We start from the raw sequence: 15,233 nt of genomic DNA on the forward strand, positions 1-15,233 counted from the left end.
CCCCGCCCGCCCGCGCGGGGCGGGCGCGGCCCCCCCCCCCGCCGCGCCGCCGGGCGGCGGGGGGGGGCGGGCCCCGGCCCCCCCCCCCCCCCCCCCCTCGGGGTTTCCCGCCCCGTGGGCGGCGTGAAGTCGGCTTCCCCCGGCCCTACCTGAGGGCGTTGAGGACGGCGTCGGCCATGACGCGCTCGCCGGTGGCGTTCGGGTGGAACGGGACGGCCGGGGAGCCGGGCAGCGCGCCCTCGACCCAGCGGTCGTCCGAGCAGACGTCGTGTCCGGCGGTCGGCGTGGCGGTGTCCACGAAGGTGGCGCCGTTGGCGGCGGAGGTGGCCGCCAGCATGGCGTTGAGCTTGCCGAGCACGCCGTTCAGGTACGGGATGTCGCGCGGGGCGATGGGCTGGCGGAGCACGCAGTCCGCCCCGTCGGCGGGCAGCACGGACGGGTAGCCGACCACCAGGATCCGGGCCTTCGGGGCCTTGGCGCGGATGCGCTTCAGGGTGTCCGCGACCTGCGGGGCCGCCGCGGCGACCCGGTCGGCGAGGTCGTCGTTGCCGTACTGCCAGGACCAGCTGGACCAGTCCCAGTGGCCGTGGTGGTAGAGGTCCTTGCACGGCGTGCCGAGCGGGTTGACCACCGCGCCCGCGATGCAGGCGCCGACCACCTCGCCGATCCCGAGGTCGGTGACGCCCAGGTCGTTGCCGCCGATCCCGAGAGTGACCAGGTCCGTGTCGGCGGTCACCGCGTTCAGCTGCGGGTCGTTGACCCGGATGAAGGCGTCGTACTGCGGCTGCGTCATCGCCTTCACCTTGGCCGCCGCGCAGGTGACGTCGGTGTACGCGCCGGCGCGCAGGGCGGCGGCGACCAGGTGGCCGTAGTTGCGGTCGGAGCGCAGGCAGAGCCCGGCCGACTGGCCCGGAACGCCGGCGCCGGCGGCGTACGAGTCGCCGAGCGCGACGTAGTGCCGGGGCGCGGGGGCCGCGGCCTGCGCGCCGGTCGTGGTCAGGGCGAGGGCTGCGCCCAGTGCGGCGGCGCCGAGCAGCGCGGGCTTCCGGGAGGTACGGGTCGTGCGGCGGTTCCGGGCAGGGCGGAGCACGGTTCCTCCTGGGGGAGAGAAACGGGTGGGGTGGGGGGTCGTGCGAGCCTGGCCACAGCTACTGGAAGGTAAGTTACTTCCGGGTTTCGTATTCGTCCATGGTTTGCGCGGAAACACCCGAAAATCCGTCAGAGGTATTTCGAATTTCGCTCCACGGCGTATCGAAGGTATTTCCGAAACGGGGTGGAGCGGAATTCACGCCGCCGTTCGTCGCGGCCCCCGCAGGCCGCCGACCTGTTGACGGGCCCCGCCGCAGGCCGCAGTATCGGGCGCACCCGCACCGCCCGCGGGCAACAGCACCGCGCACGGCCGGAGCACCGATGGAGGAGCCCGCATGGCCCTGGACGCCGACGTCATCGTCATCGGAGCCGGACTCGCGGGCCTCGCCGCGACCGCCGAACTCGCCGACGCCGGACGGAAGGTGATCCTGCTCGACCAGGAACCCGCGGCCTCGTTCGGCGGCCAGGCGCACTGGTCCTTCGGCGGGCTCTTCCTGGTCGACTCGCCCGAGCAGCGCCGCATGCGGATCCGCGACTCGCCCGCCCTCGCCCGGCAGGACTGGCTCGGCACCGCCGGGTTCGACCGCCCCGAGGACGCCTGGCCGCGCCGCTGGGCCGAGGCCTACGTCGACTTCGCGTCCGGCGAGAAGCGGGCCTGGCTGCACGCGATGGGTGTCCGGTTCTTCCCCGTGGTCGGCTGGGCCGAGCGCGGCGGACAGCTCGCCGACGGTCCCGGAAACTCCGTCCCCCGTTTCCACATCACCTGGGGCACCGGCCCCGGACTGCTCGAACCGTTCGTCCGCCGGGTCCGTGCCGCCGCCGCGCGCGGACTCGTCGACCTCCGGTTCCGCCACCGGGTCACGGGCCTGTCCGGGAGCGCCGGCGCCGTCGACACGGTGACCGGCGAGGTGCTCGTCCCGAGCGGCGCGGCCCGGGGCGAGGCCAGCTCGCGGGAGGTCGCCGGCCACTTCGAGCTGCGTGCCCAGGCCGTGATCGTCACCTCCGGCGGCATCGGCGGCAACCACGAGCTGGTCCGCAGGTCCTGGCCGGCCCGGCTCGGCACCCCGCCCGACCGGATGCTCTCCGGTGTCCCCGCCCACGTCGACGGGCTGATGCTGGGCATCGCCGGCGAGGCGGGGGGCCGCCTGATCAACGGCGACCGGATGTGGCACTACACCGAGGGCATCGCCAACTGGGACCCGGTCTGGGCCAGGCACGGCATCCGCATCCTGCCCGGTCCGTCCTCGCTCTGGCTCGACGCCCTCGGCCGCCGGCTGCCCGTCCCGCTCTTCCCCGGCTTCGACACCCTGGGCACGCTCGAACACATCCGCACCACCGGGCACGACCACACCTGGTTCGTGCTCAACCGCCGGATCATCGAGAAGGAGTTCACCCTCTCCGGCTCCGAGCAGAACCCCGACCTCACCGGCCGGTCCGTGCGGGGCGTCCTCGCCCGCGCCCTCCCCGGTGCCCCCGGCCCCGTCCGGGCCCACCTCGACCACGGGCCGGACTTCGTCGTCGCCGGCAACCTCCACGACCTCGCCCGCGCGATGAACGCCAAGGCGCGCGCCCAGCTGATCGACGCGGCCGAACTGCGCCGCGTCGTCGAGGCCCGCGACCGCCAGATCGCCAACCCCTTCGCCAAGGACCTCCAGGTCACCGCCATCCACGGGGCCCGCCGCTACCTCGGCGACAAGCTCATCCGCACCGCCGCCCCGCACCGCATCCTCGACCCGGACGCCGCCCCGCTGATCGCCGTCCGGCTGAGCATCCTCACCCGGAAGTCCCTCGGGGGGCTGGAGACCGACCTGTCGTCGCGTGTCCTGCGGGCGGACGGCTCGGTACTCGACGGCGTCTACGCCGCGGGTGAGGCGGCCGGCTTCGGTGGCGGCGGCGTCCACGGATACCGCTCCCTGGAGGGCACCTTCCTCGGGGGCTGCCTCTTCTCCGGCCGCGCCGCCGGGCGCGCCGCGGCGGAGGCGACGGGGTAGTGGCGGCGGCGTAGCGGGGACGGCGGCGCAGCGGCGGTGGCCTGACGGCGGTGTGCGGTGTGACGGCGGTGGCCGTGCCGCCGCCGGGGCCGCCCCGGCCCCGCGTCAGGCGGCGGGCACGCCCGAGTACTGCCGCGGCGGCAGGACGGCCTGCGCGTCGTGACCGGCGAACCAGAGGCCGATGGCGAACGCGGTGGCGGCCTCCAGCAGCCCGGCACGGGCCAGCGGGCCGGCCGTCACCGGCGTCGCACCGAGGTCGGCGGTGAGGCGGCCGACCAGGGCGAGCGCCCCCGGGTCGTCCCCGCAGAGCGGCACGGCGAGCGGGCGGCCGTCGAACACCGGCGGCGTGAGCCGCCAGACGCTCTCGTGGCAGGCGTTGAACGCCTTCACCACGTGGGTGCCGGGAGCGGCGGCGGCGATCCGTTCGGCCATCGACGGGCCGCCCGCGGTGGTGAGGTGGAGACCGATCGGGCCGGGGGCGATCGGGTTGGTGCAGTCGACCAGCACCCGCCCGGCCGGCGGGGCCGCCGCCGCGACCACCGCCTCCACCGCGTCGGCCGGGACGGCGAGCAGCACCACCTCGCCGAACTCCGCCGCCGCCGCCGGGCCGGCCACCACCCACGCCCGCGCACCCGCGCTCTGCGCCGCCTCGGCGGCCCGCGCCGCCGACCGTGCGCCGAACACCACCTCGTGCCCGGCCCGGGCCCACTGCCCGCCGAGCGCCCGCGCCATGTTCCCCGCCCCGATGATGCCGATCCGCATGCGAAGTCTCCTGTCCGTCCGGCCTGTTCGGCCCCGTTCGGTCGATTCGGGATGACACTAGGAGCGCCGTCGGTTACCGATCGGTGCGTGACCGACGAACTCTGGGGGAGCGGTGGACGAGATTCCGGGCCAGACCTACCTGGCCGACTGCCGGGCCCGGGCGGCCTTCGACCTGCTCGGCAACACCTGGAGCCCGGTGGTGCTCTGGGCGCTGCGCGACGCACCCAGGCGCCCCGGCGCGCTGCGCACCCGGATCGGCGGCATCAGCGCCAAGGTGCTCACCGAGACGCTGCGTCGGCTGGAACACAACGGCCTTGTGGAGAGGCGCAGTTACCCCGAGTCCCCGCCCCGCGTCGAGTACGCGCTCACGCCGCTCGGCCGTACCCTCCTGCCCGCCCTGGAGACCCTGGGCGCCTGGGGGTCCCGGCACGGTGACGCCGTCCTTGCGGCCCAGGACCGCGCGGAGGAGTCCCCCCGGTGAAGGTGGCGGTGGCGCGGCGGGGCGGGCGGTGCCGTACGGCGGCCTCCGGGGGTCTCAGCGGTCGTCGGTGAGGCCGAGGCGGAGGTGGTCGACGTGGTAGACGGCCTGGTCGAGGAGGGCGGCGACGTGCTCGTCGTGGAGCGAGTAGACGACCGAGCGGCCGCGCCGTTCGCCGACCACCAGGCCGAGGTTGCGGAGCAGGCGGAGCTGGTGGGAGCAGGCGGACTGCTCCATGCCGACGGCGTCGGCGAGTTCGGTGGCGGCCCGGGGGCCCTCGCGGAGTTGGGCGAGTATCAGCAGGCGCGAGGGGGTGGCGAGGGCCTGGAGCGTACTGGCCACCTTGGCCGCGTTGGACGCGTCCAGGCGCATCTGCGGCACGGCGTTCTCGGCGGCTGAGTGTCCCATGGCTGAATCCTACGGGGCGGGTCCTCGGGCGGGCCGGCCGTCCATATGAACACATGAAGGTGTGTTCATGTGTTCCTGTATCGTGACGCCCATGCCCGCCACCGTGCTCACCCGCCCGCCCACCGCCGCCCCGCCCGCCGCACCGGCGCCGCACCGCACCCGCGTGCTCGCGCTGCCCGAGGCGCGCTGGGCGGCGGCGAGCCTCGTCGCCTTCCTGGCCGCGCTCGCCGTCCAGCTGCCCGGTGGCCCCGGCTGGGCGTACGGCGCGCTGTACGCCGTCGCGTACCTCGCCGGCGGGTGGGAGCCGGCCCTGGCCGGACTGCGCGCACTGCGCGAGCGGACCCTCGACGTCGACCTGCTGATGGTGGTCGCCGCCCTCGGCGCCGCCGCCGTCGGCGAGGTCCTGGACGGCGCCCTGCTGATCGTCATCTTCGCCACCAGCGGCGCCCTGGAGGCCCTGGCCACCGCCCGCACCGCCGACTCGGTCCGCGGCCTGCTCGACCTCGCCCCCGCCACCGCCACCCGGCTGCGCGGGGACGGCCACGGCGCCGTGACCGGCCCCTGGGGCGGCACCGAGGAAACCGTCCCCACGACCGAACTCGCCGTCGGCGACACCGTGCTGGTCCGCCCCGGCGAGCGGATCGGCGCCGACGGCCGCGTCCTCGACGGCGCGAGCGACGTCGACCAGGCCACCATCACCGGCGAACCGCTCCCCGCCCCCAAGGCCGCCGGGGACGAGGTCTACGCGGGCACCCTCAACGGCGCCGGCGCGCTGCGCGTCCGGGTCGAACGCGACGCCGCCGACACCGTGATCGCCCGGATCGTCGCCATGGTCACCGAGGCGTCCGAGACCAAGGCACCCACCCAGCTCTTCATCGAGAAGGTCGAACAGCGCTACGCCGCCGGCCTGGTGGCCGCCACCCTGCTGCTGTTCGCCGTCCCGCTCGCCCTCGGCGCGGACCTCTCCGGCACGTTGCTGCGCGCCATGACCTTCATGATCGTCGCCTCGCCGTGCGCCGTGGTGCTCGCCACCATGCCGCCCCTGCTCTCCGCGATCGCCAACGCCGGCCGGCACGGCGTCCTGGTCAAGTCCGCGGTCGTCATGGAACGACTCGGCCAGGTCGACGCCGTCGCCCTGGACAAGACCGGCACCCTCACCGAGGGCACGCCCCGGGTCACCGAAGTCCGCCCGTTCGGCGGCGTCACCGAACACGGCCTGCTGGCACTCGCCGCCGCCGCCGAGCACCCCAGCGAGCACCCGCTCGCCCGCGCCGTCGTCGCCGCCGCCCGCGAACGCGGGACCGGCGTCCCGCCGGCCACCGACTTCACCGCCACCCCGGGCGTCGGGGTGCGGGCGGTCGTGGACGGCGCGGTGGTCGCCGTGGGCGCCCCCGGCCCCTACCGGGAACACCCCGAGGTCGTCGCCCTGGAGGCCGCGGGCCGCACCGCCGTCCTGGTGCTCCGCGACGGCGAACCCGTCGGCGTCCTCGGCCTCGCCGACCGCCCGCGCGAACAGGCCGCCGCCGCCGTCCGGGCCCTGACCGCGCTGACCGGCCGCCCGCCCGTGCTGCTCACCGGCGACAACCCGCGCGCCGCCCGCCACCTGGCCCGCGAGGTCGGGCTGACCGACGTCCGGGGCGGGCTGCTGCCGCAGGAGAAGGTCGCCGCCGTCCGCGCGCTGGCCGACGCCGGCCGGAAGGTCCTGATGGTCGGCGACGGCGTCAACGACGCCCCCGCCCTGGCCGCCGCGCACAGCGGGGTGGCGATGGGCCGGGCCGGCTCCGACCTCGCCCTCGAGACCGCCGACGCGGTCGTCGTCCGCGACGAGCTGACCGCCCTCCCCGCCGTGGTGGCACTCTCCCGGCGGGCCCGCACGCTCGTGGTGCAGAACCTGGTGATCGCCGGTGCGTGCATCACCCTCCTGGTCGTCTGGGACCTGGCAGGTACGCTGCCCCTGCCGCTCGGCGTCGCCGGGCACGAGGGCTCCACCGTGGTCGTCGGCCTCAACGGCCTGCGGCTGCTGCGCGAACGGGCGTGGCGGCGGGCCCTGGAGAACGAGGCCCCGCACGACGAGGCCCGCACCACGAGGCCCCGCGCCGTGAGGAGAGCTGAGACACCATGAGCCGCCGAGACCGCGAGCACACCGGCCGGCAGGGCCCGGCCTCCCCCGTGACCGTCACCGTCTGCCGGGGCTGCTGCTGCGGCACCGAGCAGAAGCACCCGGGCATCGACCACACCGGCCAGTACGAGCGGCTGCGCACGGCCGTCGGGGCATCGGGCCGGGTCCGGGCCGTCAAGTGCCTCGACACGTGCGCGCATTCGAACGTCGTGGTGGTCGGCCCGTCGAGCGAGGGCCGCGCGGCCGGGGGGCGGCCGGTCTGGCTCGGCTGGGTCCTGGCCGACGACATGATCGAGGAGATAGCCGAGTGGGTGCAGGCCGGCGGTCCCGGCCTCGCCGACCCCCCGGGCATGCTCGACCTCCAGCAGATCGCCGTCTCCCGCCGCGTCCGCGAGGGCCTGTCGGGCTGACCCGTCGGACCAGGGTGTCGCCGGGTGCCGCCGGGCCTCGGGGTCGGGCAGGGGCGTCCCTCCGCGCCGGATGAACGGGCGGTGAACAGTGCCGAGGGCCCCGGCGAAAGCAGGCCGAAGCCGACGGTCCGGGGTTTCCGGGGGAGCGCAGGGCCTAGCATGACCTTGGTTCCGACCCGGGAGGAAGACGATGACCACGGTCTGCCGCATCTGCGCGGGCACCGGCCGCACCGCCGGCCTCAGCTGTCGGACCTGCCAGGGCACCGGCACCACCGAGGTGGGCGGCGGCGGCGGGAACTGCTTCCTCTGCGACGGGACCGGCGTCTACGTCCGCTACCGGGTCGACGCCGGTGGCGCCAAGCACGCCTACCGCGACGAGATCTGCCGCACCTGCGACGGGACCGGCAACCGCGCCCCCTCGCCGTGGGACGAGTCCGCCTGAGCGGAGCCGGTCCGCAGGGCGGGCCGCGGGCCGGGCCGCGGACCGGGCGGTCCGGCCGGCTGACAGGTCGTCCGGTGCGGACGCTCCACGCTCCCCGCGCGTGCCCGCCGCCCGGGTGACGGTTGGACTGTAAGGGTGCGGCTGGTCACCGCATCAGCGTAGACGGCCACCTCACCGGTGACCCGATCCGCGCTGCTGCCGGACGCTACGACTATGGCTTCCTTCAACCGACTGCTCTCCCGCGTCCGCAGACGCGCCGGAGCACTCGCCGTCCCCTGTACCGTCATCTCGGCCCTCGTCCCGGTGCTCGCCCTCGGCCCCGGGGCGGTCACGGCCGTGGCGGCCCCGCTCCCCGGCGGCTTGGGGCCGTGCGTCCCGGGCGACTGCCCGAACCCCTACCCGAGCTCGATCAACAACGGCCCGTTCGCCGGTCGGGACAACGGCATCAACGTCTTCGTCGGCGGAGACTTCCTGGTGACCGGCCGCGCCGCCGAGGCCGAGGGACGCGTCGTCGTCCTCAACAACTTCAGCCAGGCCAAGGAGGTGGGGGTCAGCTCGATCTACAACGTCGGCATCGCCGGCGTCGGCTCCCGGGTGCCCCCGCCGGACGGCGCGGACTTCCTCACCACCGGCGGCGGCGTCACCGTCGTCCCCGGTCAGACCCTGGTCGCCGAGGGCGGTGTCGTCCGGCACGCCGGCCCCGTCACCGGCACCGTGACCGGCACCCTGGTCACCGACCCCAACGCCGTACAGCCCTACAGCGGCCTGCGGGACCAGCTCACCTCCGCGTCCGACTGCTACGCCCGGGTCGGAGGCACGCCCCGGACCCCGACCGGCACCGCCGTCAACGAGGGCGGGCAGACCCTGTTCACCGGGGACGGCAGCTCGGCGCTCCAGGTGTTCAACGTCGACTTCAACCTCACCGGCCCGACCGGCGGCCAGCAGGGCATCGTCTTCGCGAACATCCCCACGGGCGCCACGATCCTGGTCAACGTGCTCGGCGCCACCCGGGCCCTGAACACCTTCAGCGGCGGCATCAACGACACCGACGACCCGCTCAACGCCTACCGCGACCACCTGCTGTGGAACTTCCCCGACGCCTCCGTCGTCAGCCTGGGCGGCACCGGCCAGTTCCAGGGCAGCTTCCTGATCGGCGAGCAGGCCTCGGTGACCACCGTGACCCTCGCGGGCGTCAACGGCCGGTTCTTCACCGCCGGCACCCTCAACCACACCAGCCTGGCCACCGGAGGCGGCGGCCAGGAGTTCCACGCCTGGCCCTTCAACGGCGACCTTCCCGCCTGCGGCACTCCTCCGGTGACGGGTGAGGTGCGGGTGTTGAAGACGGATGCGAATACGGCGGCGCCGTTGGCGGGTGGTGTGTTCGATCTGTGGGAGGAGACGAACGGTGTTCCGGGTCTGCAGACGTCGGGGGTGAATCCGGACACGCAGGTGGGTGCGGCGTGTACGACGGGTGCGAATGGTCTGTGTGTTCGGACGGTGGAGGTCGGCACGTATTACTGGCGTGAGACGGCTGCCCCGCCCGGGTATCAGTTGCCTGCTTCGCCGGTGTTCGGTCCGTTGGTTCTGACTCCGGCGAATGCTTCGGCCGGTGTGCAGGTGACGGCCGCTGATCTGCCGCAGCCCCCGGTGACGGGTGAGGTGCGGGTGTTGAAGACGGATGCGAATACGGCGGCGCCGTTGGCGGGTGGTGTGTTCGATCTGTGGGAGGAGACGAACGGTGTTCCGGGTCTGCAGACGTCGGGGGTGAACCCGGACACGCAGGTGGGTGCGGCGTGTACGACGGGTGCGAATGGTCTGTGTGTTCGGACGGTGGAGGTCGGCACGTATTACTGGCGTGAGACGGCTGCCCCGCCCGGGTATCAGTTGCCTGCTTCGCCGGTGTTCGGTCCGTTGGTCCTGACTCCGGCGAATGCTTCGGCCGGTGTGCAGGTGACGGCCGCTGATCTGCCGCAGCCCCCGGTGACGGGTGAGGTGCGGGTGTTGAAGACGGATGCGAATACGGCGGCGCCGTTGGCGGGTGGTGTGTTCGATCTGTGGGAGGAGACGAACGGTGTTCCGGGTCTGCAGACGTCGGGGGTGAACCCGGACACGCAGGTGGGTGCGGCGTGTACGACGGGTGCGAATGGTCTGTGTGCTCGGACGGTGGAGGTCGGCACGTATTACTGGCGTGAGACGGCTGCCCCGCCCGGGTATCAGTTGCCTGCTTCGCCGGTGTTCGGTCCGTTGGTCCTGACTCCGGCGAATGCTTCGGCCGGTGTGCAGGTGACGGCCGCCGATCTGCCGCAGCCCCCGGTGACGGGTGAGGTCCGGGTCCTGAAGAAGGACGCGAACACGGGCGCGGTCCTGGCCGGTGCGGTGTTCGAGCTGTGGAAGGAGACCAACGGCATCCCCGGTCTGCAGACGACCGGCGCGAACCCCGACACCCAGGTCGGCGCCCCGTGCACCACCGGCGCCGACGGCCTCTGCCGACGGACGGTGGAGGTCGGCGGGTACTACTGGCGTGAGACCGCTGCCCCGCCCGGGTACCAGCTGCCGTCCCTGCCGGTCTTCGGTCCGCTGGTCCTGACGGCGCAGAACGCGTCCGAGGGCGTCCAGATCACGGCGCGCGACTGCCCGTCGCCGAAGCCGCCGGCCGACGGCTCGATCCACCTCACCAAGAAGGACGACAAGTCGGGCAGGCCGCTGGCCGGCGCCGTGTTCGAGCTGTGGAAGGAGACCAACGGCATCCCCGGTCTGCAGACCGGTGGGCCCAACCCCGACACCCGCTCGGGTGCGTCCTGCACCACCAGCGCCGACGGCGGGTGCGACTTCAGGCACCTGTCGGCGGGCCAGTACTACCTGCGGGAGACCGTCGCGCCTCCGGGCTACGACCTTCCGCGTGACCCGGTGACCTGCCCCTACACGGTCGACGAGGACGACTGCGTCACCGTCGTGCTGACCAACAAGAAGCACGACGACGACTGCTAGGAACCGAGGAAGCCGGGAACCCGGGACCCGGGAACCCGACGACGCAGGAGCGTCGGACCGTCGGAATGCCGGACCCGCCCGGAGCCCCGTGCTCCGGGCGGGTCCGCCATGTCCGGCCCGCCCTCAGGCGAGGACGTGCCGCAGGCCCCCGAGCAGGTGGGCGCGGAAGGCCGGGTCCGTGTACGCCTCGGGCGCGTGGCCGAGGGAGGTGTAGAAGGTGGGGACGCCGTCGTGCTCGCCGCACCAGGCGATCGGGTGCCGGTCGGCCGACCCCATCGAGGCGCCTCGGTAGTCGGCCTCGTCGACGGTGAGCAGGACCCGGGCGCCGCCTTCGCGCGGGTCGGAGCGGAAGTCGTACCACTCGTCGGTCCAGTCCCAGCGGGCCGGGAGATGCGCGGTGGACGGGTGGTCGGCGTCGGCGACCCGGACGACGGCGGGCTGGATCGGCGGGTGCCGGTCGAAGCGGGCGCCGACCAGGCCCTCGAACCAGGGCCACCCGTACGCGGTGGTGGAGGCCGCGTGCACGCCCAGCCAGCCGTGGCCGGCGGTCAGGTGGGCGCGCAGCGCGTCCTGCCCGGCCTCGTCGAGCACCTCGCCGCCCGTGGAGAGGAAGACCACGGCCGCGTACCGGCGCAGGGCGTCCGGCCGGAAGACGGCCGGGTCCTCGGTGGCGTCGGCGGTGAAGCCGTGCCGTTCGCCCAGCTCGTGCAGCGCGCGGGTGCCGTCCAGTGCCGAGGCGTGCGGGAAGCGGAGGTTGCGACGGTAGATCAGGATCCGGGCCATGGGGGCGATCCTGCCAGGTGCCCGGGCGGGCGCGGCCGGGCGTTCCGTCGGCGAGGGCCGGGACGGCGACCGCGCCGGGGTCCGGGGGCGCGTCGTAGGCTCTCGGATCATGACCGTCCTGCGCTCCGCCCTCCTGTTCGTCCTCGCCGCCCTCCTGGAGATCGGGGGCGCGTGGATGGTCTGGCAGGGGGTGCGTGAGCACCGCGGGTGGGCGTGGATCGGGGCGGGCGTCGTCGCGCTCGGTGCCTACGGCTTTGTGGCGACCCTGCAGCCGGACGGCAACTTCGGTCGGGTGCTGGCCGCGTACGGCGGGGTGTTCGTGGCCGGCTCGCTGCTCTGGGGCATGGCGGTGGACGGCTTCCGGCCGACCCGGTACGACGTGGTCGGGGCACTGGTCTGCCTCGCGGGCGTCGCCGTGATCATGTACGGCCCCCGGCGCTGAATCCGGCCCCGGCTCTCACCTGCCGGACGGGTCGTGCAGTGCCGAAGCCCCCTGCCCACGTCTCGGGGAGTCCCGAACGGTCGGCACACCACGCGATCTGCTGCGCGCCCCTTTCGGGTTCCGGGCGCCGGGGCGGCGGGTGCACGCGAGCGACCCCGCGGACCGGGGTGTCCGCGGGGTCGGGCCTTGAACGGGGCGGGACGGGGCCGGGGCGTGCCGATGCGGCGGGTCCGCCCGGCTGCGGCCCGGTTACGTCTGGCGGTAGGTGGCCAGGAAGCGGCCGATCCGGTTGATCGCGGTCTCCAGGTCGTCGGCCCGGGGGAGGGTGACGAAGCGGAAGTGGTCGGGGCGGGGCCAGTTGAAGCCGGTGCCCTGGACGACGTGGATCTTCTCGCGGAGCAGCAGGTCCAGGACGAACCGCTCGTCGTCGACGATCCGGTGGACGGCGGGGTCCAGTTTGGCGAACGCGTACAGCGCGCCCTTGGGGCGGACGCAGCTGACGCCGGGGATCTCGTTGAGCGCCTTGTGGGCGACGTCGCGCTGCTCGGCGAGGCGGCCGGTGGGCAGGACCAGGTCGTTGATGGACTGGTGGCCGCCGAGCGCGGCCTGGACGGCGTACTGGGCCGGGACGTTGGGGCAGAGCCGCATGCCGGAGAGCATGGTGAGGCCCTCCAGATAGTTGGACGCGTGCTGCTTGGGTCCGGACACGACCAGCCAGCCGCTGCGGAAGCCGGCCACCCGGTAGGACTTGGAGAGGCCGTTGAAGGTGAGGGTGAGGACGTCGTCGGCGAGCGCGGCCAGGCAGTGGTGCTCGGTGCCGTCGTAGACGATCTTGTCGTAGATCTCGTCGGCGAGGACCATCAGGTGGTGCCGGCGGGCGAGGTCGAGGATGCCCTCCAGCAGTTCCTTCGGATAGACGGCGCCGGTGGGGTTGTTGGGGTTGATGACGACGATCGCCTTGGTACGGGCGGTGATCTTCGACGCGATGTCGTCGAGGTCCGGGTACCACTCCGCCTCCTCGTCGCAGACGTAGTGCACAGCCTTGCCGCCGGCCAGCCGGATCACGGCGGTCCAGAGCGGGAAGTCCGGCATCGGGACGAGCACCTCGTCGCCGTCGTCCACGAGTGCGGTGACGGACATCTGGATCAGCTCGGAGACGCCGTTGCCGAGGTAGACGTCGTTGACGGTGACGCCGCTGACGCCGCGCTGCTGGTAGTACTGCACGACGGCGCGCCGGGCGGGCAGGATGCCGCGGGAGTCGCTGTAGCCGTGGGCGTTGGGGAGGTTGCGGATGATGTCCTGGATGATCTCCTCGGGCGCCTCGAAGCCGAACGTGGCCGGGTTGCCGGTGTTCAGCCGGAGCACGCTGTGCCCGGCCTCCTCCAGTGCGTTGGCCTGGTCGACCACCGGGCCGCGGATCTCGTAGCACACGTCATTCAGCTTGCTGGACTGCCGAAACTCCATCTGCGGCCTCCCGACCGTCACACCGCGTGGATCCTTCTTGCTTTGTTCTACCAAGTAAGCACTTGGAAAGTCCAACCTTTTGGCTATGCTGATCCACATGTCACGCCGAAGCTACGACCAGTACTGCGCCGTCGCCCGCGCCCTGGACGCGGTGGGGGAGCGCTGGAGCCTCCTGATCGTCCGTGAACTCCTCGCCGGCCCGCGCCGATACACCGACCTGCACGCCGACCTGCCCGGAGTCTCCACCGACATCCTCGCCGCGCGCCTCAAGCAGTTGGAGGGTGAGGGGCTGGTGGAGCGGCGGCGGCTGGAGCGGCCGGCCAACGCCACCGTCTACGAGCTGACCGCGCGCGGCGCCTCGCTCCGGCCGGTCGTCGACGCGCTCGGAGCCTGGGGGCTCCCGGCGCTCGGCGAGCAGCGGCCGACCGATGCGGTGCGATCGCACTGGATCACCGGGGAGGTGGATCCGGTGACGGCTCCGGACGGGGAACGGGGCGCGGGCCGGGATGCGGACCCGGACGCGGACCCGGACGCGGACGGAGCTCCGGAGGCTTCGGGAAGACCGGCGGACAGGGCGATGCTCGCGGGCTAGGGTCCGCCGGGCTCCGGGCGCCGCGCTTGGTCCGCCCGCCCGGCCGGGGCGGTGACCTCCCTGTGTGGCTCCGGTTCCGCCCGCCCGGCCGGGGGGACGCGGCCCGGCACCGCGGGGGCGCCCGTGTGGGAGGCGCCGCACCCGCGGCCCGGCGGTGGGGAGCTGCTGCGGCGCCCGGCTCCCCCGAGACCGGCCGTCGATCCGCGCAGACGGCCCGCACTGCTCGCGGCGTCCGTCCCTCCCGACCTGCACCACTCTGCCGGGCGGCGATAAACGGCGGATCGACATCCGCTTGTCGCGGTCGTTCACCGGGCAGCGGCGGCCGTGCCGCGGTCCGGTCGCGGGAGGGGTCCGCCCCGGGACGCGCGGGCGCTGCGCGTACGATCGTCGGGCCATCGAGAAGACTGTGGAGAACGCCGTGCGCCACGCGCCCACCACCTACAGCAGTTACGTCGCCGTCGGGGACTCCTTCACCGAGGGCATGTGCGACGAACTGTCGCCCGACGGTCACTACCGGGGCTGGGCGGACCGCCTCGCCGAGCGCCTCGCCGCCGAGCGGCCGGCCGGGGACTTCCGGTACGCCAACCTCGCCGTCCGCGGCAAACTCATCGGCCAGATCCACGACGAGCAGATCGACACCGCCACCGCCATGGGCGCCGACCTGGTCACCCTGGCCGGCGGCCTCAACGACGTGCTGCGTCCCCGCTGCGACGTCGTCCGCGTCGAGGAACTGCTCGGCCGCTCCGCCACCGCGCTGCGCGCCACCGGCGCCACCGTCGTCCTGTTCACCAGCACCGACCCGACGCGGCGGATGGCCGGCTCGGCCCGCCTGCTCCCGGCCATCCTGCGGATGAAGGCCTTCGTCCACGAGCTCGCCCAGGACCCGGGCATCGCCGTGGTCGACCTCTTCTCCGCGCCCTGCTTCGACGACCGGCGGCTCTGGTCGGAGGACCGGCTGCACCTCTCGCCCGAAGGTCACCGCCGGGTCGCCGAGGCCGTGCTGGAGGCGCTCGGCCGCCCCACCGCAATCGACTGGCGTGCCCCGCTGGCGCCCGCCGACCCCCCGCGCCGCACGGAGAAGCTGGCCGCCGACGCCCGCTGGGCCCGGACCCACCTGGGTCCGTGGGTCGGCCGCAGGCTCACCGGCCGCTCCTCCGGCGACGGCCGCGCGCCCAAGCGCGCGGAACTGCTGCCGTTCGAGGCCCGCGAGGCTCAGGGGGCGTAGCGGCCGGCCGGCCCGGAGGCGGCCACCCGCAGGCAGGTGC

13 protein-coding genes and 1 pseudogene are annotated in these 15,233 nt (G+C 74.1%); 9 read left to right on the top strand and 5 right to left on the bottom strand.

Annotated elements, in window-relative coordinates; genetic code table 11:
* Positions 1 to 145 precede the first annotated feature (145 nt).
* Complete coding sequence (locus tag ACFWIC_RS03570) at positions 146 to 1,090, bottom strand: SGNH/GDSL hydrolase family protein (protein ID WP_380515469.1); 945 nt, start codon at positions 1,088 to 1,090, stop codon at positions 146 to 148.
* Between the two features lie 334 nt (positions 1,091 to 1,424).
* On the opposite strand from ACFWIC_RS03570, the gene ACFWIC_RS03575 reads away from it, so the two are divergent.
* Positions 1,425 to 3,080 carry an FAD-binding dehydrogenase gene (locus tag ACFWIC_RS03575; protein ID WP_380515472.1) on the top strand — a complete coding sequence of 552 codons (1,656 nt, stop codon included), beginning with the start codon at positions 1,425 to 1,427 and terminating at the stop codon, positions 3,078 to 3,080.
* Between the two features lie 105 nt (positions 3,081 to 3,185).
* On the opposite strand, the gene ACFWIC_RS03580 is transcribed toward ACFWIC_RS03575, so the two are convergent.
* The gene (locus ACFWIC_RS03580; RefSeq protein ID WP_380515475.1) at positions 3,186 to 3,842 is read right to left on the bottom strand and encodes an NADPH-dependent F420 reductase; all 657 of its coding nucleotides are present in this window, start codon (positions 3,840 to 3,842) and stop codon (positions 3,186 to 3,188) included.
* A 112-nt stretch (positions 3,843 to 3,954) separates the two neighbouring features.
* Between ACFWIC_RS03580 and ACFWIC_RS03585 the strand changes: the two genes are divergently transcribed.
* The gene (locus ACFWIC_RS03585; RefSeq protein WP_329879095.1) at positions 3,955 to 4,323 is read left to right on the top strand and encodes a helix-turn-helix domain-containing protein; all 369 of its coding nucleotides are present in this window, start codon (positions 3,955 to 3,957) and stop codon (positions 4,321 to 4,323) included.
* A 54-nt stretch (positions 4,324 to 4,377) separates the two neighbouring features.
* On the opposite strand, the gene ACFWIC_RS03590 is transcribed toward ACFWIC_RS03585, so the two are convergent.
* Complete coding sequence (locus ACFWIC_RS03590) at positions 4,378 to 4,728, bottom strand: metalloregulator ArsR/SmtB family transcription factor (protein ID WP_329879094.1); 351 nt, start codon at positions 4,726 to 4,728, stop codon at positions 4,378 to 4,380.
* 91 nt (positions 4,729 to 4,819) lie between these two features.
* Here ACFWIC_RS03590 and ACFWIC_RS03595 point away from each other — a divergent pair, with 91 nt between their 5' ends.
* The 4 genes from ACFWIC_RS03595 to ACFWIC_RS03610 all read left to right on the top strand — a co-directional run bounded on the left by ACFWIC_RS03595 (position 4,820) and on the right by ACFWIC_RS03610 (position 10,687).
* Positions 4,820 to 6,850, top strand: a complete 2,031-nt coding sequence (locus tag ACFWIC_RS03595; RefSeq protein WP_380515478.1) for a heavy metal translocating P-type ATPase — start codon at positions 4,820 to 4,822, stop codon at positions 6,848 to 6,850.
* Positions 6,847 to 7,257 carry a (2Fe-2S) ferredoxin domain-containing protein gene (locus tag ACFWIC_RS03600; protein WP_329879092.1) on the top strand — a complete coding sequence of 137 codons (411 nt, stop codon included), beginning with the start codon at positions 6,847 to 6,849 and terminating at the stop codon, positions 7,255 to 7,257. Before ACFWIC_RS03595 ends, ACFWIC_RS03600 begins: the two co-directional genes overlap by 4 nt.
* A 190-nt stretch (positions 7,258 to 7,447) precedes the next feature.
* On the top strand, positions 7,448 to 7,699 hold the full coding sequence (locus ACFWIC_RS03605) for a hypothetical protein (RefSeq protein ID WP_329879091.1): 252 nt from the start codon (positions 7,448 to 7,450) through the stop codon (positions 7,697 to 7,699).
* A gap of 213 nt (positions 7,700 to 7,912) precedes the next feature.
* Positions 7,913 to 10,687, top strand: a complete 2,775-nt coding sequence (locus ACFWIC_RS03610) for a SpaA isopeptide-forming pilin-related protein (protein ID WP_380515481.1) — start codon at positions 7,913 to 7,915, stop codon at positions 10,685 to 10,687.
* Positions 10,688 to 10,810: 123 nt separating this feature from the next.
* Here the strand turns inward: ACFWIC_RS03610 and ACFWIC_RS03615 are convergent, their stop codons facing one another.
* Positions 10,811 to 11,470, bottom strand: coding sequence for a ThuA domain-containing protein (locus ACFWIC_RS03615; protein WP_380515484.1), 660 nt, complete (start codon positions 11,468 to 11,470; stop codon positions 10,811 to 10,813).
* 109 nt (positions 11,471 to 11,579) lie between these two features.
* On the opposite strand from ACFWIC_RS03615, the gene ACFWIC_RS03620 reads away from it, so the two are divergent.
* Positions 11,580 to 11,912 (top strand): YnfA family protein, encoded by a 333-nt coding sequence (locus tag ACFWIC_RS03620; protein ID WP_329879413.1) that lies wholly within the window; start codon positions 11,580 to 11,582, stop codon positions 11,910 to 11,912.
* 249 nt (positions 11,913 to 12,161) lie between these two features.
* Here ACFWIC_RS03620 and ACFWIC_RS03625 read toward each other — a convergent pair whose 3' ends face one another.
* Positions 12,162 to 13,376: a pyridoxal phosphate-dependent aminotransferase gene (locus tag ACFWIC_RS03625; RefSeq protein ID WP_380515487.1), complete on the bottom strand. Its 1,215-nt coding sequence runs from the start codon at positions 13,374 to 13,376 to the stop codon at positions 12,162 to 12,164.
* A 97-nt stretch (positions 13,377 to 13,473) separates the two neighbouring features.
* Here ACFWIC_RS03625 and ACFWIC_RS03630 point away from each other — a divergent pair.
* Positions 13,474 to 13,824: pseudogene (locus ACFWIC_RS03630) on the top strand (winged helix-turn-helix transcriptional regulator); the annotation flags it as partial.
* A 562-nt stretch (positions 13,825 to 14,386) separates the two neighbouring features.
* Positions 14,387 to 15,193: an SGNH/GDSL hydrolase family protein gene (locus tag ACFWIC_RS03635; protein WP_380515489.1), complete on the top strand. Its 807-nt coding sequence runs from the start codon at positions 14,387 to 14,389 to the stop codon at positions 15,191 to 15,193.
* Positions 15,194 to 15,233 lie beyond the last annotated feature (40 nt).

Source organism: Kitasatospora sp. NPDC127035 (assembly GCF_042726075.1).
Lineage (GTDB): Bacteria > Actinomycetota > Actinomycetes > Streptomycetales > Streptomycetaceae > Kitasatospora.

Excerpts from the sequence above, each read along its gene's own strand:
- ACFWIC_RS03620 (WP_329879413.1), top strand. The coding sequence starts at position 11,580 with ATGACCGTCCTGCGCTCCGCCCTCCTGTTCGTCCTCGCCGCCCTCCTG.
- ACFWIC_RS03615 (WP_380515484.1), bottom strand. The coding sequence starts at position 11,470 with ATGGCCCGGATCCTGATCTACCGTCGCAACCTCCGCTTCCCGCACGCC.
- ACFWIC_RS03595 (WP_380515478.1), top strand. The coding sequence starts at position 4,820 with ATGCCCGCCACCGTGCTCACCCGCCCGCCCACCGCCGCCCCGCCCGCC.
- ACFWIC_RS03625 (WP_380515487.1), bottom strand. The coding sequence starts at position 13,376 with ATGGAGTTTCGGCAGTCCAGCAAGCTGAATGACGTGTGCTACGAGATC.
- ACFWIC_RS03575 (WP_380515472.1), top strand. The coding sequence starts at position 1,425 with ATGGCCCTGGACGCCGACGTCATCGTCATCGGAGCCGGACTCGCGGGC.
- ACFWIC_RS03610 (WP_380515481.1), top strand. The coding sequence starts at position 7,913 with ATGGCTTCCTTCAACCGACTGCTCTCCCGCGTCCGCAGACGCGCCGGA.
- ACFWIC_RS03590 (WP_329879094.1), bottom strand. The coding sequence starts at position 4,728 with ATGGGACACTCAGCCGCCGAGAACGCCGTGCCGCAGATGCGCCTGGAC.
- ACFWIC_RS03600 (WP_329879092.1), top strand. The coding sequence starts at position 6,847 with ATGAGCCGCCGAGACCGCGAGCACACCGGCCGGCAGGGCCCGGCCTCC.
- ACFWIC_RS03580 (WP_380515475.1), bottom strand. The coding sequence starts at position 3,842 with ATGCGGATCGGCATCATCGGGGCGGGGAACATGGCGCGGGCGCTCGGC.
- ACFWIC_RS03605 (WP_329879091.1), top strand. The coding sequence starts at position 7,448 with ATGACCACGGTCTGCCGCATCTGCGCGGGCACCGGCCGCACCGCCGGC.